The following is a 21,483-nucleotide window of genomic DNA, read 5'->3' as shown; positions in this document are numbered from 1 at the left end:
GATGTCCGGCAGGACAGAGGGGGGCGCGAAGGATCACGACCGATGTCGCCTTACGCCGCCGCGTTCCTCAACGGTGTCACCGCAGGGGTGCGATCTGCGCGGACCCTGCCACTATACCGTTAGCCGGTTCTGCCCGCCGTGTAGATATCCTTATACGTCTCGCGCAAAACGTTCTTCTGCACCTTGCCCATCGTGTTGCGCGGCAATTCGTCGACGAAGATCACCTGCTTCGGATGCTTGTATTTCGCCAGTCGCCCGGCGATGGCGCCGGCAATGTCGGCGGCGCTGATCGCCGATCCCGGCCTGCGCACCACGACCGCGGTGACGCCTTCGCCGAAATCCGGATGGGCGACGCCGATCACGGCGCTTTCGCCGACGCCGGCAAGCGCGTCGATCTCGCTCTCGATTTCTTTCGGATAGACGTTGTAGCCGCCCGAAATGATCAGGTCCTTGCCGCGACCGACGATGTGGACATAGCCGTCGGCGTCAATCAGGCCGAGATCGCCGGTGACGAAGAACCCGTCGCCGCGGAACTCGGCCCTGGTCTTTTCCGGCATCCGCCAGTAGCCGGCAAAGACGTTCGGGCCCTTCACCTCGATCATGCCGATCTCGCCCTGGGCCAGCGGCTTGGCGCTTTCGGGATCGGTGATGCGCAGCGATACGCCGGGCAGGGGAAAGCCGACCGTGCCGGCGCGCCGCTCGCCGTCATAGGGGTTGGACGTGTTCATGTTGGTTTCGGTCATGCCGTAGCGCTCGAGGATGGCGTGGCCGGTGCGCACGCGCCAGGCATTGTGCGTCTCGGCAAGCAGCGGCGCCGAGCCGGAGATGAATAGCCGCATGTGGCTGGCTGCATCCCTCGTCAGGCCGTCCTGCTGCAAAAGCCGCACATAGAAGGTCGGCACGCCCATCAGCGCGGTCGCGCGGGGCAAAAGTGAAACGACACGGCCGGGGTCGAACTTCTGCTCGAACAGCATTTTGGCGCCGGCCATCAGGATGACGTTGGTGGCGACGAACAGGCCGTGCGTGTGGAAGATCGGCAGCGCGTGGATCAGCACGTCCTCGGCGCCGAAGCGCCAATGCTCCATCAGCACCCGCGCGTTGGAGGCAAGGTTCTCGTGGCTGAGCATCGCGCCCTTGGAGCGGCCGGTCGTGCCTGAGGTATAAAGGATGGCGGCAAGATCGTCCGGACCGCGCGCTACATTCGCAAAATCCGCGGGCTGCAACGCCGCGCGATCCGCAAGCGCGCCTCGCCCATCGCGGCCAAGCGTCAGCGTCGCGGCGCCGACCGATGCGGCAAGCGATTGGATATCGCCTGCCTTTTCCGGATCGCAGACGACCAGCCGCGGTTCCGCGTCGCGGAAGAAATAGTCGAGCTCCGGCAGCGTATAGGCGATGTTCAGCGGCAGGAAGACGGCGCCTGCGCGCAGACAGGCGAGATAGAGCAGCAATGCCTCCGGCGTCTTCTCTACCTGCACGGCGACGCGATCGCCGGGCTGGACGCCCGCTTCGACAAGCGCATGCGCAAATTGCCCGGACCGCGCCAGCATGTCGCCATAGGAGATCGAACGTCCGTTATCGGTCTCCATTAACGTTTGGCTAGGCGCCGGCATGCTGGCGCGGAAAGCGTCGAACAGGTGGTTGGTCATGGTCATTCCCTGGCCTCGCTGCCGATGACATTCGATGCATCGGCCTAAAGCATGTCTCCCGAAAGTGGGAACCGGTTTCGGGACAAAGACATGCGTAAAATCAAAAACTAAAGCGCAGCGAATCTGAAAGATCGCGACGCGCTTTAGCCAGAGCGAATACCAGATTTGCCGGCGATGGGCAGCTACATGGACGGCTGGTTGCGGCGGCGCGAAACCTTGCCCGAGCCGGCCTTCGGACCGTAGCCTTCGTTGAGGCGCGCCATGCACATCTCCGCCGTCAGCCGGTAGTGGCTGAGCAAGGCTTCGACCGCGCCGTCGGCATCGCCATCCAGAGTGCGCTCGGCGATCGTCCGGTGCTCGCCGAGGTCGTCCCGTTCGGAGCCCGGGCCGCGCTGCGAGATCAGCCGGTAGCGGGAGGCCTGGTCGGAAAGCTGGTCGCAAAAGCCAATCAGCCAATGCGACCGGCATGCCGAGATCAGCGCGCGGTGGAAGGCGCGGTGCAGCTTCTCCCATTCCGGATTGTTGGTTGCCGGTTCGCTTGGCTGGCGCCGCTCGGCGCGCGCCAGCCGGTGCAGGGCGAGTACCAGCTGTTCTTCCCACTCGGCCGTGCGGTGCGCTATGGATTCGCGCAACGCGCGTTCCTCCAGCCAGCAGCGCGTGCGGGTCAGCTCCTCCAGCTCGGCCGCGCTTACCGGCATCAGGAAGAAGCCGCGCTGATCATGGCGGCCGAGCAGGCCCTCGGCGGCGAGGCGGTTGAGCGCTTCGCGCACCGGCGAGGCGCCGGCGCCATAGCGGGAAACGACCCATTCGACGCGCAGCTTGCCCTCTGCCTCCAAAGCTCCACGCAGCAGGTCCTCGCGGAGCTGATGGTAGACCGAGCTGGCGAGCGTGCTCTTGGCACCCTTGCCTTCGCCCGTATCGGCATTTCCGTATGTCAATCGAACTCCCATTGCTTGCCCCTGTTTTGCCAGGACCCCCTCGGCGAAGCAATTTCCCGTACATGTATCATACAGTCGGGCATTGCCGCCTCAAAGCGGAAGATGATGATATTCGAATTTTAGACAAGGGGGCGGTCTATTATCGAGTAAAGTAAAATCCGCCTATGATTTTTATAGCCAACAAGATATATTGAATGACGGTTCAATAGCGCGATTGGAGTGTGCAACCTCCGCTAGAAGAGCTGCGTCGCATACTTTGATTGGCGGCCTTGTCGGCTGCCGAGCGGATTGCCTCTATATTTGCCCGATACGCTTCGACGGTGCCGCCTTTGAAGATGGCCGCCCCCGCCACCAGCACGTCGGCGCCGGCGGCAGTCACCAGCGGCGCTGTTTCCGGCGAGACGCCGCCGTCGATCTCGACGCGGATCGGGCGGTTGCCGATCAGCGCTTTAACGCGTTTCACCTTGTCGACGATGGCCGGGATGAACGCCTGGCCGCCGAAACCGGGGTTGACGGTCATGATCAGGATGAGGTCGAGCCGGTCGAGCACATATTCGATCGCCGTTTCCGGAGTCGCCGGGTTGAGCGAGACGCCGGCCTTCTTGCCGAGGCTCTTGATGGTTTGCAGCGAACGGTCGAGATGCGGGCCGGCCTCGGCATGCACGGTCATGCCGTCGCAGCCGGCCTCGGCGAAGGCAGCCAGATAGGGGTCGGCCGGCGCGATCATCAGATGGCAGTCGAAGAAGGTTTTTGTCCGGTTGCGGATCGCCTTGATCACCGGTGGGCCGAAAGTGATGTTGGGCACGAAATGACCGTCCATCACGTCGAGATGGATCCAGTCGGCGCCGGCGGCCGCGACCGCCTCGACCTCGTCGCCGAGCTTCGAGAAATCCGACGCCAGCACCGACGGCGCGATCAGGGTCTTCTTGCTCATGAAAGGCCTCTCCCGGCATCCACGTCGGCGCGCTGGGCCGCGCGCCTTCCATTCGCGTCTGCCTAGAGCAATTCCAGGAAAAGTGTGACACGGTTTTCCGTCCGGAATTGCGTCAAAACAAACAAATAGAGCGGTTTACCGTTTCTGTGAAACGATGAACCGCTCTAGACCATCGTCCAGCCAAGGGGAAGCATGTTTTCCGCATCGGTCGGCAGGCGCACAGGAACGCGGCTCCGACGCGGGAAAAGAACAACCCGCCGGATTGCTCCGGCGGGTTCGCGATGTGGCCATAGGCTCCGTCACTGAAGGTTGTTGGTCGCCGGGTTCCGCTGCAGCCTTGGTCGATTCCTTGGCAGCACCTGCTGCAGGATGTTCGGATTGAGCAGCAGGTCCGGATCGATCTCCAGGCCCGGCCGTCTGCGGATCGGGAAGCAATCCGGATACCGTCCGGTCGTCCCGACCGGGCAGCGCCGCTTGATGATCGGCTGGCAAATGCCGTCGATCATCTGCGAGCCCGGCGCGCATTCGGCGTCTTCGAACGTGCCGCACCTGCCTTCTATCACCTCGGTCCCGCGCGGACACACGCAGGCGCCGCGCTTGTTGAGGACCTGGCCGCGGATGGAGCATGCTTGCGGCTTCTTGACCGGCGCGCAGACCTTGCCCCTCACCTCCGTTCCCCTCGGGCAGACGCAATCGCCGTCGGCATTGCGCACCTGGCCGCGAATCCGGCACTGGCTGGGCGGCTGCTTGTCGGGCACGCAGGCCTTGGCGACGCGGTCGAGATGCGTCCCCTTCGGGCAGACGCAGCCGTTTGAAGTCGGCACGGCGCCGCGGATCGTGCATTTCGGCGGAACGACCTGGCAGACGCCGTTCACCAGCTCGCCACGCCGGCACACGCAATTGCCGTCCTGGTCGCGATATTGGCCGGGACGCAGCGTGCACTGCGGCTCCTGCGGCTGCTCGCCCCGCACGCATTTCCCGTTTTCCAGCTCCGTGCCGCGCGGACAAACGCAGCGTCCATCCTCGGTCCGGATCTGGCCTTGCAACAGGACGCAACGCTTCGGTTCCGGAAGCGGCAGCAGCTTGCCGCCGCCAGAGCACTGGCCGTTGCGGAAGCTGGTGCCCTCCGGGCAGGCGCAGCGGCCGGCCGAGTTGAGCACCATGCCGCCCGAGCATTGGGTCTTCACTTCACGCTTGATGGTGAAGGGGTGGCAGGCATAGGCCTTGCCGCGATCGCCCTGTGCGTTGGTCGGGGCGTGCGACAGCACGTCGCTGCCGCCCTGCACCGGCGTGTTCGGCGAGAGCACGCCGACGCAGTTCTGCCCGCTGACCGCGCCCTGCAGTTTGGCAAGGTCGGGAAGGATCACGCTGACATGGTGCGTGTGGCTTTCGCCGGCGCCAAGCGTCAGATTGGCGATGCAGGATGCCGGCAGCGTCGTCGGTTCCGGCGAGCAGCCGAAGGGCGGATCGATCGAGGTGATCGGAACGCCTTCCAGGCGGCCAACGCCGTCCAGACCGACCGCATCGCCGATGCGGACCGGGCCGGAGAAGGCGTTTGGCCCATCGTTCGTGATGGTGATCTCGAACGAGCAGGGCGCGCCCGGCTGGCACTCAGCATCGCCGGTCTTCTCGACACGGATGGTCGAGGCGCCGCCGCCCTTGGCGCAGACCTGGCCGATCGGATAGACGATGTCGTCGCCCGGCGCCGGCCCAAAAGAGCCGCGCGCGCAGTTCTCGAACGCGCCATTGGCGCTCACCGTCACGTCGAAGTGCCGGCTGGTTCCGGGCGTCATGACCGCGCCGGGAATCTGGCACGACAGCGTGTTGGCCGGCACCGGCCCGCAGCTCCAGTCCGCACCGTCGGGGGTCGCGGTCTGGATCGCTGCCGGCATACCGCCCGCCACCAGCGTGGCGGCATCGTTGACCCGCACCGGACCGGTGGGGGCTGCGGTGCCGGCGTTGCTGACGGTGATGCGGCAGGACACGAAAGCCGCGCCGGCCAACGATCCGTCGCACACCTTTGTGATGCGCAGGCCGGGCTGGCCGCCGTTCGGATGGCGGATGCGCTCGGACGCGCAGGCCTTGTTGTTGGCGAGGTCGACTTCGCCGGGAATGGCCTTCACCTCGGCGCAATTCTCGACCCTATCCGGCCGGTAGTTTGCCGGCATCGCCGCCTTGACGACGATCGGCGTCGAAGCGCCCGGAGGCAGCGAGATGCCGGCATTGTCGCAGCGGAACCGGCCGGGGCCGTTCGGTCCGCAGGTCCATGGCGGGCTCGGCCCGAAGGTCGAGGAGGTCGGCGCGCCGCCGGGATAGGTGTCGATCACCGTCAGCGGCCCGTTATAGGTGTCGGTGCCGTTGTTGATGATGTCGATCACGAAATAGCAGACACCCTCCGGCGTGCAGACCGGGATGCGGGCGCGCTTCTTCAGGATCAGGTCGACCTTCTTCTCGACCGGAGGCTGGCACCGCGGGTCGCGATCGCCACGACGACAGATCGGGATCGAAGCGCAGCCGCGGTCGTTCTGCTGGCTGCCGAACAGCGGCTTGCCGCTGGCCTGGTAATCATAGGCGGCGCAGTTGCGCAGCACACCGCCCTGCCAGCCGCCGGCCGGCTTGAAGCCGAGCTTGAGGTTGACGGAAGCGCCGGGGTTGAGCGTGGTCACCGGATGGGTGCAGGTCATCGGCGTTGTGCCGGGCGCGCAGACCCAGGGCGGGTTTGGTCCTGAAGTAAGCACAGAGCCGGCCGGCAACGTCACCTCGTCGAGCACGATCTTGCTGTTATAGGGCCCGTCGCCGACATTGGTGACCGTGATGGTGAAATCGCAGCCGCCGGCCATCGTGCAACGCGGCACCTCGGCCCACTTCTCGACCTTGAGGTCGGGCTGCTTTTCAGGCGGGCACCTGAGGTCGCGCGGAATGACGATGTCGATCGTCTGCGTGCAGCAAAGCCCCCAGCCTTCCTTCCGCCCGGCATAGGTGTCGATGCCGGTGACGACGAGCTGGATGGCATCGCCGGGCGAGGCGCCGATGATCTTCCAGTTCAGCACGCCGCCGCCCGCAGGCACCTGTTGCGTGTCGGGAACGATGGTGATGCCGGGCGTCGTCGTCGACACCTGCACCCACTTGCCGCCCATCTCCGGGCCGACCGGCATGTGGTAGATGAAGCCGCCGCCGCCGGGCACGCAGTCGACCGCGCCGCGCTCGGCCTTGAAGCACTCCTTGCCGGGAGGCGGAGGCGGCGGGTTGCATTTGCTCAGGTCGATCTTGATCGAAGTCTGCGCGCCGGTAAGGAAATCGCCGTCGTCGGGCTTGTCCGGATCCTGCGAGGGGATGGTGGTTGCCGGACCACCCCTGAGGGCCACTTTCATCTCGCCCTGGTTGTCGACCGTCGCCGGTGCGGGAAAGGCGGCATGGTCTATCTTGGCCGCAATCCGGAAGGTGATCACGCGTTCGTTGGCAGGACCGACGCCGTCGAGGTTGGAGGCGCTGATCCGGAAATTGGAGACGGTCGTCGTATCGTCCGGGCCGGCCGATGTGCTGATCGAAGCGGCGGGCAGCGGTCCGCCGGAAGCGCTCGTGCCGTCGCCGACGACGTCGACGCTGACGATCTGCAGGCCGTGCGGCAGCTGGTCCCTGAAGTCGAGCCTTGTCGCTTTCAGCAGGGCCGCCACGCTTGGCCGGTCGAAGTCCTGCGGGTCGCCGTGGATGCCGAAGCTCAGGACATATTCGACGGTATCGCAGCTTCTCTGGCCGCCTATCTTGGTGAAGAAGGGCACGATTCGCCCGAGTTCCGGATTGATGCCGCGCTGTTCAGGAGCGGATTCCGGATTGGCGGCCGCGGCCGGAGCCTTGTCTTGGGCGAGCGCCGGCAGCGCCGGCATCATGGCGACCGCGATACCGGCCGCCATCAGCCAGCGCGCTCCGCGCCTGGCGTATGACAGGGGTTTCATGATCGTCTCCATGACGGTTTTGCGCGAAGCGAAGCGGGAAAGGGCGAGATCATTCATCTGCCCCTCCTCGGCGCTTCGCAGCTGACGGCCGGCGTTCTGAGCGGCAGCGTCATCTTGCAGCAAGGGTAGTAGCCGCCCTTGTCCCGGTCGGACTTGCGGTAGAAGCAGAGTCCGACATTGACGGTTTCGCCCGGATTATGGCCGGTGATGTCGATCGTGTAGGGCTTGCCCGGCGCGTGCGACATCGGCGAGGTCACCCCGACGCCCGGCGTCTTGGACAGAGCCTTGATCGAATCGCCGCCGAAGCCGGCCGGGTCTTTGAGATAGAGATCGGCCTGAAGTCCGCGGGGCGTGCAGTAATAGTGAACATCCTCGACATCGATGCAGGGCGGCAGGTTGCCGGGCGGCGGGAAATCGGGCGGATAGAAGGGAGGCAGGTAGCCGCCGCCGGGGATGTCCTCATAGTAGCCGGCACGGCCTTCGCAAGGGCGCCAGACCCTGACGTCGCCGACATGGCCTTGGACTTCGGGGTCTTCGAAATAGCCGTCGAAGTCGACGAACCATGAGCCGAAGGGCGGCACGTTGGCCGGCTTGACCAGCGCGCTCGGCGTGAGCTGGACGCCATGCACGGCAAGCGGCCCGCCGGCGGCCAGCCGCTCGGCAAGCTCCGGATTGTCGCGCAGCTTGTCGCCGGTGTTGACGACCGTGTCGGTGCAAACGCTGGTGTCCAGATTGCCCTCGGCATCGTAGCGGTATTGCAGGTCGACGCCGCCGGCCGACTGCCGGTTGCCCTGCGGGAAGCCGATCGCGTATTCCTGCGGCACTTCCACCCAGACCGATTCGGTCGCCGGATCGTCCGGGTCCTCGCGCTGGTAGCGGATGACCTCGCCTTTGCCGGATGAGGCGAAGCCGCTGTAGTCGTAGCGGTTTTCCACCGGGCCGCGCTGGGCGAGATACAGGAAACCCTTATTGTCGAAGGCGATATCGGTAGCGGCATAGTCCTGGTCGGCCTTGACCGTCAGTTCCCAGCGCGGATCGCCGGCAAAGCTTCCGTCGCTCGCAATGCCGACCGACCAGATCTCAGCCTTCTCGCCGACGGAATAGTAGAGCCGGCCGCCATGATAGGAGATCGCCCAGACGCGGCGCTCGTCCTGCGTATAGCCCCAGGTCTTCGGGTCTTCGCTGTCGAAAGCGGCGGCCTGGATGTCCATCACGGCGCCGTCATCGGCGACCTGGGCAAGGCCACGCGCCGGACGTCCGGCGACGCCATGGTCGAAGCTGTCGATCAGATCGCCGTCGGGGTCCATGCGGTGGATCAGGCCGGTATCGAGATCGGAAGCGAAGAACTCTCGGTGGATGGGATCGAAGGCGAGATTGCCGATGCCGGGCCCGCTGTTGGTGTCGATGTCGGCGAATTTCGAGACTGCGCCGGTGATGCCGTCGACCTTCCAGATCGTGCCTGGACCGCCGCCGTTCTCGATGCCGAACTGGCCGTCCATGAAGGTCGCACTGGCGGTGCCGCGGCGCTGCCGCTCGGGGCGACCGTCCTCGTCGGCATCGGGCGTGACGATCTCGATGCCATGCAGCGAGGTCGCCGCCGCATAGAGGTTGGGGATGCCCGACGGCACGCCATCGCGCACGCCGTCGTCATAGGTGAGGCCGAACACCTCGCCGATCTGGCCGGCCGTCACCTCGAAGGGCGGCGGCGTGTAGACGAGCTGGCCGGAGGCCGGGCCGCCGAGACGCGAGACGTCGAAAATCCGCAACGAGGCCTGCGAGGTGTCGATGAAGGTTTCGTCGACCGGATCGACGCCGGGCGGTAGACCTTGCTCGAAATCGGGGATGACAGTGCCGGGGAAACCGGTCACAGCCATCGAGCCGGGATCGATGATCCGGGTTTCCTGGGCCTTTGCCGCGCCGCCGAGCCAAAGGCCAGCGGACAACGCCAGAGCAAGAATTCCACCGGTTGTCGTTATTGCACGCCGCAAACCGCCGGCGCGAGAAGTCACGAACGAGCCGCGGTCGCAAGACATTGAACTCCCCCCGAAGCCGTCGGAAGAACCCTCCGTGGTCACCGCGCAAATCAGGCTAAGGCGCGGCGTTCCGGCTCGTTCGTCCTTGATCGAATTGTCTATTTTCCGCTTGATGACGATACGCCGGCTGCCTGGCAGGGTCAACGGAATCAGCCGAAAGCCCAGCGCATCGACCTCGTCCCGAAGGCGGTGGTCGCGCTGAGCTCCTGCTGTTCCCGGGGACCACGGAGCCTCAAGGTTTCTGGTCATTGGGGCTTTCCCTTCCGCCCGCACTATTGCAGTGCCTGGTCGTCAGTCGCGGGCTGACGCGGAAAGGTTCAATGCGGGAGATGTTTCGGGGAGGAGCTGTCTTGGCCGCCTGGGAGGATCACCAGATCCACTCGCCCTTGCCGAGCGCGGAGACCGCCTCGACGATGCGGGTGAAGCTCGACCGCGCCCGGCCGACCGTGTGCCGGGCCCTGAGATAGCCATGCACCAGCCCGGGTTCCTCGAACCACCAGGCTCTCCCGCCGGCGGCGACGACGCGGTCGCGATAGGCCTCGCCGTCGGAGGATAGGGGATCGCATTGCGCGGTGATCAGCACTGTGGGCGGCAGGTAGGCGAAATCGGCATCGGCGAGCGGGAACAGCGTGATGTCGCCGGTCATATCCACGCCGCCGGTGCGGATATGCTTGTAGAACTCGATATCGCGCGTCGTCAGCATCGGCGCCTCGGCATGCGTCACATAGGAGCCCTTCGAACGATCGCCGAAAAGGCCCGCATAGATCAGCACTTGGCCGATCGGCTTTTTCTTGTGGCCACGCGTCGCGTGGGCAACGGCGGCGCAGAGATTGCCGCCGGCACTGTCACCGCAAAGCAGGACCGGGCAGTCGTAGGTCCTGGCGGCCCACTCGAAGGCGTCCATGACGTCATCGAAGGCGGCTGGATGCAGATGCTCCGGCGCCAGCCGGTAGTCGACCGAGGCAAAGTCATAGCCGGTGCGGGCGCAAAGCTCGGCGCAGACATCGTCATGGCTGTCCAGCCCGCCAAGGATGAAGCCGCCGCCATGGACGTAGAGCACCATGGCGGCTCCGTTTGGTTCCGTGTTGCGGTAGATGCGGATCGGGATGCTGTTGGTCGGCATGGCGATAACGGTCGTTTCCGCCGTCACGCCTTGCGGATAGCCGGCGAAGAATTCCCGGCACATCCGGTCGTAGATCGCCCGTTGCTCCGCGATCGTGTAGTCGATCGTATCCGGCGGATAATAGGAATTGGTCTTCTCGATGAAGGCCCAGGTCTCGGCGTCGATCAGGGTTTTGTAGTCGGTCATGAGAGGAGACCGAACATCGAAGCATGCGCCCAGGCACCCCCCTCTGGCCTGCCGGCCATCTCCCCCTCAAGGGGGGAGATCGGATGTCGCGAAGGCTTTCGCCAATCTTCTATGTCGCAGGAGAAGCGCCGAGCCCGAAGCTGCCAATCTCCCCCCTTGAGGGGGAGATGTCCGGCAGGACAGAGGGGGGTGGGACGCGCCATCATTTCCGACGTTATCTACCCTTCCACAACGGGTCGCGTTTCTCCGCAAACGCCCGGAACCCCTCCATATTGTCCTCCGAGCCATAGAGGATATCGACCGTCGGCAGCTGGCGGCGGGTCACCTTGTTCATCGCATCCTGGAAAGTCAGCGCCTCCGCCACGCGCGCCGTCTCCTTGATCGCGGCGAAGACCAGCGGCGGGCCGCTGGCCAAGAGCCGCGCGATCTCCCAGACGCGATCCTCGAGCTTCTCCTTGGGCAGCACCTCGTTGACCAGGCCCCAGCGGTGCGCTTCCGCCACGTCCATCCAGCGGCCAGTGAACAAGAGGTCCATGGCGACATGGTAGGGGATGCGCTTCGGCAGCTTGATCGTCGCGGCATCGGCAAGCGTGCCGGCGCGGATCTCGGGCAGCGCGAAGGAGGAATGGTCGGACGCGTAGATGAGGTCGCAAGATAGCGCCAGTTCGAAGCCGCCGCCCACCGCCATACCGTTGACGCAGGCGATCACCGGCTTGTTCAAGTCGCGCAGCTCCTGCAATCCGGCGAAACCGCCGACGCCGTAGTCGCCGTCGACCGCGTCGCCGCCGGCGGCTGCCTTCAGGTCCCAGCCGGCGCTGAAGAACTTGTCGCCAGCCGTCTTGACGATGGCGACGCGCAAGCCGGGATCGTCGCGGAACGCCTTGAAGGTCTGGCCCATCAGCCGCGACGTCTTCAAGTCGATGGCGTTGGCCTTCGGCCGGTCGAGCGTGACTTCCAGAATCGTGCCTTCGCGGCGGGTGGTGATGACATCAGCCATTCTTCTTTTCTCCAAGCACCAGCAGGGTATCGGCGATCCAAGCGCCCTTGCCGTCGGCGCAGACGATCAGCGGATTGATGTCGAGCTCCTCGATCTCGCCTTCATTCTTCTGCACGAAATCGGCAATGCCGGCGATGGCGTCGATGGCAGCCTGGACGTCGGCCTTCGGCCGGCCGCGATAGCCTTCGAGCAGTGGATAGAGCTTCAATCCACGCAATGCCGCCTCGATGTCGTCGCGCGTCGCCGGCAGCATGAGCGTCACGCTGTCACGCAGGAGCTCGACCAGCACGCCGCCGGTGCCGAGCGTCATCACCGCCCCGAACATCGGATCGCGGGTGAAGCCGACGATCAGCTCGGCGACGCCGTCGCGCACCATGCGCTCGGCATAGAGGCCGGTGCCGAGCGGCAGGAGGTCATGCGCCGCGTTGCTGACGGATTCGGCATCCTTGAGGTTCAGCCGCACCGCGCCGACTTCCGACTTGTGCGTCACACCCAGCGCCTTCAGCGCCACCGGAAAGCCGAGCGCCATGGACGAGATCACCGCCTCGACCGCGTTGGAAGCGCGCTCGCCCGTCGGCACCGGCAGGCCGGCCTTGATCAGCCTGTCCTTGGCCTCGGCCTCGTCGGGGGTGACGTGGCTGCCATCGGTCGCTCCCGCGGCCGTGGTGTCGACCGGCTGCGCCTGCGGCTCGCGCCACGCCCAGCCGATGAAGGCGGCGGCCTGCGCTGCATCCATCGCTTCCGAAATGCCGAACAGTGGCACCATGCCGCGCGCCATCAGCCCGGCCGTGTATTCTTCCGGCAGATTCTCCGGCAGCGAGGAGACGATCGCGCCTTGCGCCCTGTTGGTCTTCAGCGCCGCCTCGAAGGCGCGCAGCGTCGCCCACCAGTCGGTGTCCGAGCAGCGGTCGGGACGCGGGAAGTCGAGCACCAGCATGTTGAGGTCGAAGCCGCCCGATACCATGGCGGTGAAGGTGGCCGTCATCGCCGGCTCGTTGTTCCAGATGAAGGTATGGTAGTCGAGCGGATTGGCGACCGCGACCAGCGGCCCGAGCGTCGATTTGACATGGACGCGATGCTCGGCGCTCAGCGTCGGGAAATGCACCCAACGGCCTTCCGCGCTGTCGGCCATGACGGAGGCCTCGCCGCCCGAACAGCTCATCGACGACAGTCTGTAGCCCGGCAATGGTCCGGTGACGTGCAGCAGCTTCAGCGCTTCGATGAAGGCCGGGATGGAATCGACGCGCGCGATGCCGAGACGCTTCAGGAAGGCGCCGGAGGCGGCGTCCGAACCGGCGAGCGAAGCGGTGTGCGACACCGTCGCCTGCCTGGCCTGCTCCGAGCGGCCGACCTTCATGGCGATGATCGGCTTCTTCAGCTCGCGGGCTCGGGCGGCCAACCTCTCGAAGCCGGCTACGGAATCGAAGGCTTCGATATGCAGTCCAAGCGACGTGACGCGCTCGTCTTCGATCAGGCCGAGCGCCATTTCCGAAAGGCCGGTCTGCGCCTGGTTGCCGGCCGTCATCAGGAAGGCGATCGGCAGGCCGCGCTTCTGCATCGTCATGTTGATGGCGATGTTGGACGACTGTGTGATGATGGCGACACCCTTGCCGCCGTCGGCCAGCCTGATGCCGCCGTGTTGGTCGGGCCACAAAAGCGCGCCGTCGGCATAGTTGATCAGGCCGTAGCAGTTCGGGCCGATGATCGGCATCTCGCCGGCGGCGGCGACGAGCTCCGCCTGCAACCGCTCGCCGTCCTCGTCATAGGCCTCGGTCTCGAGGAAGCCGGCGGCAAAACAGACGGCCCCGCCGGCGCCGCGCTCAGCCAGCGCCTTTACCACTTCGATGGTGAGATGCCGGTTGACGCCGACAAAGGCGGCGTCCGGCGCCCCGGGCAGGTCGGCGACGGAGCGATAAGCCTTGCGGCCGGCGACCTCGTCCTTGGTCGGATGCACCGGCCAGATCTCGCCGGCAAAGCCCATCTTGATCGATTGCGCGACGACGGCGGCAGCCTGCGCCCCGCCGAACACGGCGATCGATTTCGGGCGCAGGAGACGTTCGAGTTTATGCATGGTCATCTTTTCGTTTGAGCACGATCTTTTCCCAAAAGCGGTCCCCGGTTTTGGGGAGATCATGCTCTAAGCCCCGAACGGACGCAGCAACGCCCGCGAAATAATATGTCGCTGAATCTCCGAAGTGCCTTCCCAGATGCGCTCGACGCGGGCGTCGCGCCAGATGCGCTCCAGCGGCAGGTCGTCCATCAGCCCCATGCCGCCATGGATCTGGATCGCCTCGTCGGCAACGAAAGCCAGCATCTCGGTGGCCTTCAGCTTGGCCATCGCCATGTCCTGGTCGGTGACGGTGCCCTGATCGTACTTCCAGCCGGCTTCGAACACCATCAGGTCGGCGGCCTTCAATTCCGTCGCCATGTCGGCGAGCTTGAACGACACGCCCTGGAACTTGCCGATCTGCTGGCCGAACTGCCGGCGCTGCGCGGCATATTCGATGGCGTGCGAAAGCGCGCGCTCGGCGCGGCCGAGGCAGGTGGCGCCGACCTGCAGGCGCGTGGCGCCAAGCCAGGAATTCGCCACCTCGAAGCCCTTGTGCACTTCGCCCAGCACCTGGCTCGCCGGCAGCCGGCAGTCGTCGAACTCGAGGATCGAGTTGGTGTAGCCGCGATGCGAGACGTTGCTATATCCGTCGCGCACCGAAAAGCCCTTGGTGCCCTTGTCGACGAAGAAGGCGGTGATCTTCTTGCGCTTGCCGCGCGGCGAATCCTCTTCGCCCGAGGCCATGAAACAAATAGCGAAATCGGCGATGTCGGCATGGCTGATGAAATGCTTGGTGCCGTTGAGCACCCAGTCCGAGCCGTCCTGCACGGCGGTCGCCTTCATGCCGCGCAGGTCGGAGCCGGCGCCGGGCTCCGTCATCGCCAGGCAGTCCCACTTCTCGCCGCGGATGCAGGGGAAGAGATATTTCTCGCGCTGCTCCGGCGTGCCGGCGAGCAGGATGTTGGAGGGCCGCGCCACGCAGGTCCAGTGCAGCGCGTAATTGGCACGGCCAAGCTCCTTCTCGTAGAGCAGCCAGCTCACCGTATCGAGGCCCGCGCCGCCGACATCGGCCGGCATGTTGGCGGCATAGAGGCCGGCCGCGATCGCCTTGGCCTTCAATTCGTCGATCAACTCGCGGCGCAGCTCGCCGGTGCGCTCCACCTCGCGCTCATGCGGATAAAGCTCGTTCTCGACGAAGGCACGCGTCGTCTCGACGATGAGCTTTTGCTCTTCCGATAAACCGAAATGCATGGCTCAGCCCTTCTTCTTGCTCTTCTTCGCCTTGTCAGTTTTGGCGGGCTTGTCAGCCTTTGCCGGCTTTGCGGCCTTCTTCGCCGGCTTGGTGGCCTTGGCCTTTCCGGGCTTGGCGGGGGTCGGCTTCTTCGCCGCCAGCTTGGCGAGCTGCCTTGTATAATCCTTGTGCAGCGCGCCGGCGCCCCAGCCCTTGCCCTTGTTCTGCTTCGACAGCGCTTCCATGATCGCGACCAGATTGTCGTCGCGGATCATCTCCAACTCGCGGATCGACAGGCCATTCGCCTGCTCGTCGGATTGCGTGGCAATCAGGTCGACCAGCTCGTCGTTGAACTCCGGCACGTCCATCAGCTTGGTCCATGGCCATTTCAGGCAGGGCCCGAACTGCGCCATGAAGTGGCGCATGCCGGCCTCACCGCCGGCAACGCGATAGACCTGGAACATGCCCATCTGCGCCCAGCGCAGGCCGAAGGAGTAACGCATGATGTCGTCGAGTTCCTCGACGGTGCAGATGCCGTCCTTGACCAGCCACAGCGCCTCGCGCCAGGCCGCTTCCAAGAGGCGGTCGCCGACGAAAGCCTCGATCTCCTTGCGCACCACCACCGGCTTCATGCCGATCGAGGCGTAGAGTTCCCTGGCGACCTCGATCGCCTCCGGAAAAGTCTGCTGGCCGCCGACGATCTCGACCAGCGGCAGCAGATAGACCGGGTTGAACGGGTGGCCGACCACCAGCCGCTCCGGATGCTTCTTCATCGCCACCTGCATGTCGGTCGGCTTGATGCCGGAGGTCGAGGAACCGACGATGGCATTGGCCGGCGCATGCAAGTCGATCTCGGCCAGCACCTTGTGCTTGAGATCGAGCCGCTCGGGCACGCTCTCCTGGATGAAGTCGGCATCGGCGACCGCCTCGGCGATCGTCTTGGCGAAGGTGAGCTTGCCTTCCCTGGGCAAGCCGCCGGGCAGCATCTGCTTATAGGCGCGCCGCGCGCCCTTCATCACTTCGCTCACCTTGCGCGACGCCTCGGGATCCGGATCGAAGATCGACACGTCGATGCCGTTCAAGAGCAGCCGCGCCACCCAGCCGGCGCCGATGACGCCGCCGCCGATGGCGGCCGCCTTGTTAATGATGCTCATGCTCAGGCTCCGGTTCTTGTCTTGGCCGTTTCGGAATTTGTGAGAGGAACCCGCTCGCCGGCGCGGATCACCGCCGGGTCGTAGGCCTTGCGCGCGAAGACTTCGAGCACGAAAGGCCGGAAGAACTCGATCGGCAGCGTCTCGTAGTCGGGATCGAAGCTCGACTGATCCCAGCGCTCACAGAACTGGTCGCAATCGTCGAAATACATATGCCCGGCGAAGCGGTCGCGGGCATGCCGGTTGCCGCCTAGATGATGCGCGTAATAGAGGCGCTGGAAGTCGCCGTGCTTTTCCACCACCCAGGTGCATTGCTCGCGCACGAAAGGCTTCAGGATCGTCGCGGCGTATTCGTCGTGGTTATAGGGCGCGTAAATGTCGCCGATGTCGTGCAGCAGCGCCGAGACGATCCAGTCGATGTCGGCGCCGTCGCGCCAGGCGCGCGTAGCCGCCTGCAGCGAATGGCCGAGCCGGGTGATCTTGTAGCCGGAAAGGCCCTCGTCGAGCTGCACGAGCGCATCGAGCAGCCGGTCGCCGGTCCTGGCGGCATAGTCGATCTCATGGGCGGTCAGGAATTCGTAGTCTTGCCTGTCGCCATCCTTCATCGCGGTGAATTTGACGGTGGTCATATCCGACTCCCCAAATCACGCTGCGACGGGGGCCCGCTTGGTGAGGTTGAGCTTCTTGCGCACTTCCTCCGGCCCGAGCACGCTCGCGCCGAGATTGGTGACAATGCTCGCGGCACGTTCGACGAGCTGCGCGTTGGTCGCCAGCACACCCTTGTCGAGCCAGAGATTGTCTTCCAGGCCGACGCGGACATTGCCGCCGGCAAGCACCGCCGCCGCCACATAGGCCATCTGGTTGCGGCCGATCGAGAAGGCCGACCAGTTCCAGGTCGACGGCACGTTGTTGACCATCGCCATGAAGGTGTTGAGGTCGTCCGGCGCGCCCCACGGCACGCCCATGCAGAGCTGCACCAGCGCGTCAGGCTTCAGCACCTGTTCCTCGACCAACTGCTTGGCGAACCACAGATGCCCGGTATCGAAGGCCTCGATCTCCGGCTTGACGCCGAGCGCCGTCATCATGCCGCCCATGGCGCGCAGCATGCCGGGCGTGTTGGTCATGACGTAATCGGCCTCGGCAAAGTTCATCGTGCCGCAATCCAGCGTGCAGATCTCCGGCAGGCACTGGCGCACATGCTCCATGCGGTTGGTGGCGCCGCCCATGTCGGTACCCCTTTCGTTGAGCGGAAGCGGCGCTTCCGGCGAGCCGAACACCATGTCGCCGCCCATGCCGGCGGTGAGGTTCAGCACCACGTCGACATTCGCCTCGCGGATGCGCTCGGTGACTTCGCGGTAGAGATGCACGTCGCGCCTGGGCTTGCCGGTTTCCGGGTCGCGCACATGGCAATGGACGATCGCGGCGCCCGCCTTGGCGGCCTCGATCGCCGAATCGGCAATCTGCTTGGGCGAGCGCGGCACATGCGGGCTGCGGTCCTGCGTGCCGCCGGAGCCGGTCACGGCACAGGTAATGAAGACCTCACGGTTCATCGCGAGCGGCATGGTCTTTCCTCCCAAATTCGATCAGCCATGCATGTCGCCCAAAAGTGGGAACCGGTTTTGGGATAACGACATGCACCGAAACTACTCCAAGAATGACTCACTTGCCGGAAACTGTTTTGCGTTTTACGAAGCTGTCATGACTAAAAGCGAAAAGCCGACCATCTTTCGGCCCGAGCGCGAGCCGCTCAAGGTGACGTTCCTGGTGTTCTCGGGCTCGTCGATCATGTGCGTGGCATCGGCGGTCGATCCGCTGCGCGCGGCGAACCGCATTTCCGGCGAGATGCTGTTCGACTTCAAGCTGGTCTCGGTCACAGGCGAAGCGCCGGTCACCACGTGCAGCCTGCCAGTGGCAGTCAGCGGCCGCTTCGATGCCGCCGAGCCGACCGACATGCTGGTCGTCGTCGCCGGCTTCGGCACGCAAAACTACGCCACGTCGGCGCTGCTTGCCGGCCTGCGCCGTGCGGCGCGCGCGGCCCGCGCATGCGGCGGTGTCGAGGCCGGCACCTGGCTGGTGGCGCGCGCCGGCCTGCTCGAAGGCCGCAGCGCCACCACCCATTGGGAAGACATGGAGGATTTCTCCGCCGCTTTTCCCGGCGTCGACGTGCGGCCGGACCGTTACGTCATCGACGGGCCGGTCTTCACCTCCGGCGGCGCGTCGCCGACCTTCGACCTGATGCTGCATCTGGTTCGAACCCGGCTCGGCATGGCCGCCGCGCTCGATGTGGCGAGCGTCTTCATCTACGACCAGGCGCGCGCCGCGACCGACGCGCAGCCGCTGGTCTCGCTCGGCCGGCTCGACGGCTATGATCCCCGGCTGGCGCAAGCGATCCGGCTGATGGAAGCGCATGTCGACGAGCCGCTGACCATCGACGCGGTCGCAAAGCGCGCCGGCGTGACGGCGCGAACGCTGGAGAGCATTTTCCGCAAGTCGATCGGCGAGACGCCCGGCGCCTATTATCTGCGGCTGCGCCTCAGCGCCGCGCGGCGCCTGGTGGTCGACACGCGCATCGCCATGGCCGACATTGCCGGGCGTACCGGCTTTTCCTCCGCAGCGGCATTCTCCAGGGCGTTTTCCAGGGCTTTCGACGAGGCGCCGGTCAGGCTGCGGCGCGGCTGATTATCCAGTCGGTCGCCGCCGCAAGATCGTCGATAACAGCCGTGGGCGCCGGATCGACGCGTGTTTCGTCATTCGGGCGGTATTTGCCGGTACGCACCAGCAGCGCCGCGCCGACCCCGGCGCTGAGCGCGCCGGCGACATCGCTCTCGGCATCGTCGCCGATCATTACCGCATCGGCCGCCGGACAGTTCAGACCGGCAAGCGCCGAGAGGAAGAAGTCCGGCGACGGCTTGCCGAGTACGACAGGGCTTCGCCCGCTGGCGAATTCGAGCGCCGCGACGAAGGCGCCGGCGTCGAGGCTGAGCAGGCCGTCGCTATCCTTGAAGGTACGGTTGACGGCAAGCGCCAGGAAATCGGCGCCGGCAACGAGTTCGCGGAAGGCGCGGTTGAGACTGGCATGATCGAAGGCCTCGCCGGCATCGCCGACGACGACAGCGCGCCCGCTGCCGCCCTTCAGTCCGGAAAACTCGACCTCCAAATCGGGATGGACCAGCAAATGCGGCCGGCGGCCATGCCTGCGCAGCCATTCGACGGCGGCGCGCGCCGGCGTCAGCAATTCTTCGTCGGCAACCTCAATGCCCATGGCGGCAAGTTGCGCGATGATTGCGCTGCGTGATGAGCGTGTCGTGTTGCTGACGAAACGGAGCAACAGGCCTGCGTTGCGCAGGCGCTCGACGGCTGCCGCAGCGCCTGCTATCGGGGTGCCGCCGTCGTAGACGACACCCAGAAGGTCGAGCAGCACCGCGCGTATCATCTGTTAAGGATGGAGAAACAGTCTCCGTTCGTCAAACCAAGGAAGAATCAGGCCTTGAAACAGGCCATGGAAGAATCAGGCGGCGTCGCGGCCTTCACGAACAATGCGCGAGCGCATGCTCTTGGCCAGCGCCGTCTCCAACCGCGCGGCGACCGCGCGATCCCATTCGTTTGTCTTGCGGCCGCCGTCTTTCGAATGCGGCAGCGCCATCAGCCGATCGATGATCGAACCAGCCTCGCCGGGCGAGAGCAGGGCGTCGATTTCGCGTTCGTGCTGCATACGTTTCGCCTCCTTCTGTCCTTCCCGCCACATGGCCACACTATACGAAGTCCGTGACGGCTGTTTGAAGGCAAGAGCGGGGCGATTGAGGGGCAGCGCGGGGCAAAACCTTGTCGTCGGTCTCAGCCCCGCGCGGAATGCAATTTCAGGCTCGGCGGCTCCACATCGGGGTGCCACAAGACGCCTCAGACATACCTGTTGACGATGTTCTCCAGCAGTTCCTGCCGGCCGGAGCGCGGCTGCGGCTCGATCTTTTTCTTCACCACGCGCTCGGCGATCTCTTCAAGCGTGCGCTTGCCCGAAAGCATTGCCTTGCCCTCGGCCGTGTTCCAGCCGGCATAGCGCTCGGCGAGCGGCCCGGACAGCGCCTTGTCCTCGATCATCTTCGCCGCCGCCTTGAGGCCCCGCGCGCACGCGTCCATGCCGCCTATATGGCCGATCAGCAGGTCTTCCGGGTCGAGCGACTGGCGCCGCAGCTTGGCGTCGAAATTGGTGCCGCCGGTCTTGAAGCCGCCGCCCTGCAGGATCTGGTAGTAGGCCAACGCCATTTCCGGCACATTGTTGGGGAACTGGTCGGTGTCCCAGCCGGACTGGTAATCGTTGCGATTCATGTCGATCGAGCCGAAGATACCGAGCGCATTGGCCAAGGCCAGTTCGTGCTCGAAGGAATGGCCGGCGAGAATCGCGTGGCCCTGCTCGATGTTGAGCTTGACCTCCTTCTCCAGCCCGAAACGCTTGAGGAAGCCGTAGACGGTCGCGACATCGTAATCATACTGGTGTTTTGTCGGCTCCTGCGGCTTCGGCTCGATCAGGATCGTGCCCTTGAAGCCTATTTTGTGCTTGTAGTCGACGACGAGGTTGAGGAAGCGGCCGGCCTGCTCCTGCTCGCGCGCAAGATCGGTGTTGAGCAACGTCTCATAGCCTTCGCGCCCGCCCCACAGCACGTAGTTCTCGCCCTTCAGCCGCTTGGTGACGTCGATGCAACTCTTCACCGTCGCCGCCGCATAGGCGAATACGTCCGGATCGGGATTGGTGGCAGCGCCCGCCATGAAGCGGCGGTTCGAGAACAGGTTCGCCGTGCCCCACAGCAGCTTGACGCCGGTCTGCTTCATCTTGGCCGAAAAATAGTCGGCGATCTCGTCGAGGCGCGCGGCGCTCTCCGAAAAGTCCTTGCCCTCAGGGCGGACATCGGCGTCGTGGAAGCAGAAATAGGACGCGCCGAGCAGCGAGAACATCTCGAAGGCGACATCGGCCTTGAGCTTCGCCAACTCCATCGTGTCGACGCCGCCGGCCTTGGCGAACCACGGGCGGTCGAAGGTCTGGCCGCCGAACGGATCGCCGCCCTGCCAGGCAAAGGAATGCCAGTAGGCGACGGCGAAGCGCAGATGGTCTTCCAGCCGCTTGCCGGCCACCACTTCGTCCGGGTTGTAGAACCGGTAGGCGAGCGGATTGGTCGAATCCGGCCCCTCATACTTGATCTTCTTGATGTCGCCGAAAAAGCCGCTGCTCATGGTTTCCTTCCTCTCCAA

General features: G+C 65.1%; 16 protein-coding genes. 1 reads left to right on the top strand and 15 read right to left on the bottom strand.

Going from position 1 to position 21,483, the window contains the following annotated elements; all coding sequences use genetic code 11:
• Nucleotides 1-119: 119 nt before the first annotated feature.
• The 12 genes from RFM40_RS14320 to bcoG form a co-directional block, all read right to left on the bottom strand.
• Nucleotides 120-1,646, bottom strand: coding sequence for a malonate--CoA ligase (locus tag RFM40_RS14320; protein ID WP_320225047.1), 1,527 nt, complete (start codon nt 1,644-1,646; stop codon nt 120-122).
• 182 nt (nt 1,647-1,828) lie between these two features.
• The gene (locus RFM40_RS14315; RefSeq protein ID WP_320225046.1) at nt 1,829-2,584 is read right to left on the bottom strand and encodes a GntR family transcriptional regulator; all 756 of its coding nucleotides are present in this window, start codon (nt 2,582-2,584) and stop codon (nt 1,829-1,831) included.
• A 202-nt stretch (nt 2,585-2,786) separates the two neighbouring features.
• Nucleotides 2,787-3,518 carry a ribulose-phosphate 3-epimerase gene (rpe, locus tag RFM40_RS14310; protein ID WP_320277707.1) on the bottom strand — a complete coding sequence of 244 codons (732 nt, stop codon included), beginning with the start codon at nt 3,516-3,518 and terminating at the stop codon, nt 2,787-2,789.
• Between the two features lie 299 nt (nt 3,519-3,817).
• A complete protein-coding gene (locus tag RFM40_RS14305) occupies nt 3,818-7,528 on the bottom strand; it encodes a DUF7929 domain-containing protein (RefSeq protein WP_320225044.1) in 3,711 nt (1,236 codons plus the stop codon).
• Entirely contained in the window at nt 7,525-9,504 is a 1,980-nt protein-coding gene (locus RFM40_RS14300) for an NHL repeat-containing protein (RefSeq protein WP_430691672.1), read from the bottom strand. The genes RFM40_RS14305 and RFM40_RS14300 overlap by 4 nt, the downstream gene beginning before the upstream one ends.
• 367 nt (nt 9,505-9,871) lie before the next feature.
• Nucleotides 9,872-10,813, bottom strand: coding sequence for an alpha/beta hydrolase (locus RFM40_RS14295; protein ID WP_320225043.1), 942 nt, complete (start codon nt 10,811-10,813; stop codon nt 9,872-9,874).
• Nucleotides 10,814-11,027: 214 nt separating this feature from the next.
• Nucleotides 11,028-11,810, bottom strand: coding sequence for a carnitinyl-CoA dehydratase (locus RFM40_RS14290; RefSeq protein ID WP_320225042.1), 783 nt, complete (start codon nt 11,808-11,810; stop codon nt 11,028-11,030).
• A complete protein-coding gene (locus RFM40_RS14285; RefSeq protein ID WP_320225041.1) occupies nt 11,803-13,881 on the bottom strand; it encodes an acetate--CoA ligase family protein in 2,079 nt (692 codons plus the stop codon). Before RFM40_RS14285 ends, RFM40_RS14290 begins: the two co-directional genes overlap by 8 nt.
• 66 nt (nt 13,882-13,947) lie before the next feature.
• Nucleotides 13,948-15,111 (bottom strand): acyl-CoA dehydrogenase family protein, encoded by a 1,164-nt coding sequence (locus RFM40_RS14280; protein ID WP_320225040.1) that lies wholly within the window; start codon nt 15,109-15,111, stop codon nt 13,948-13,950.
• A 3-nt stretch (nt 15,112-15,114) separates the two neighbouring features.
• On the bottom strand, nt 15,115-16,245 hold the full coding sequence (locus RFM40_RS14275; RefSeq protein WP_320225039.1) for a 3-hydroxyacyl-CoA dehydrogenase NAD-binding domain-containing protein: 1,131 nt from the start codon (nt 16,243-16,245) through the stop codon (nt 15,115-15,117).
• Nucleotides 16,246-16,247: 2 nt separating this feature from the next.
• Nucleotides 16,248-16,871, bottom strand: coding sequence for an HD domain-containing protein (locus tag RFM40_RS14270; RefSeq protein ID WP_320225037.1), 624 nt, complete (start codon nt 16,869-16,871; stop codon nt 16,248-16,250).
• Between the two features lie 15 nt (nt 16,872-16,886).
• Nucleotides 16,887-17,804 carry a 3-dehydrocarnitine:acetyl-CoA trimethylamine transferase BcoG gene (gene bcoG, locus RFM40_RS14265; protein WP_320225035.1) on the bottom strand — a complete coding sequence of 306 codons (918 nt, stop codon included), beginning with the start codon at nt 17,802-17,804 and terminating at the stop codon, nt 16,887-16,889.
• 136 nt (nt 17,805-17,940) lie between these two features.
• Between bcoG and RFM40_RS14260 the strand changes: the two genes are divergently transcribed.
• Complete coding sequence (locus RFM40_RS14260; protein WP_320225033.1) at nt 17,941-18,921, top strand: GlxA family transcriptional regulator; 981 nt, start codon at nt 17,941-17,943, stop codon at nt 18,919-18,921.
• On the opposite strand, the gene RFM40_RS14255 is transcribed toward RFM40_RS14260, so the two are convergent.
• The 3 genes from RFM40_RS14255 to xylA form a co-directional block, all read right to left on the bottom strand.
• Nucleotides 18,902-19,663 carry a TIGR01458 family HAD-type hydrolase gene (locus tag RFM40_RS14255; protein ID WP_320225032.1) on the bottom strand — a complete coding sequence of 254 codons (762 nt, stop codon included), beginning with the start codon at nt 19,661-19,663 and terminating at the stop codon, nt 18,902-18,904. The genes RFM40_RS14260 and RFM40_RS14255 overlap by 20 nt on opposite strands.
• Before the next feature lie 87 nt (nt 19,664-19,750).
• Nucleotides 19,751-19,954 carry a hypothetical protein gene (locus tag RFM40_RS14250; RefSeq protein WP_126096667.1) on the bottom strand — a complete coding sequence of 68 codons (204 nt, stop codon included), beginning with the start codon at nt 19,952-19,954 and terminating at the stop codon, nt 19,751-19,753.
• Between the two features lie 185 nt (nt 19,955-20,139).
• A complete protein-coding gene (xylA, locus tag RFM40_RS14245) occupies nt 20,140-21,465 on the bottom strand; it encodes a xylose isomerase (protein ID WP_320225031.1) in 1,326 nt (441 codons plus the stop codon).
• Nucleotides 21,466-21,483: the final 18 nt, after the last annotated feature.

The sequence above is a fragment of the Mesorhizobium captivum genome, from assembly GCF_033977165.1.
Classification (GTDB): Bacteria; Pseudomonadota; Alphaproteobacteria; order Rhizobiales; family Rhizobiaceae; genus Mesorhizobium; species Mesorhizobium captivum.
This window is presented reverse-complemented; position numbering and strand designations above follow the sequence as displayed.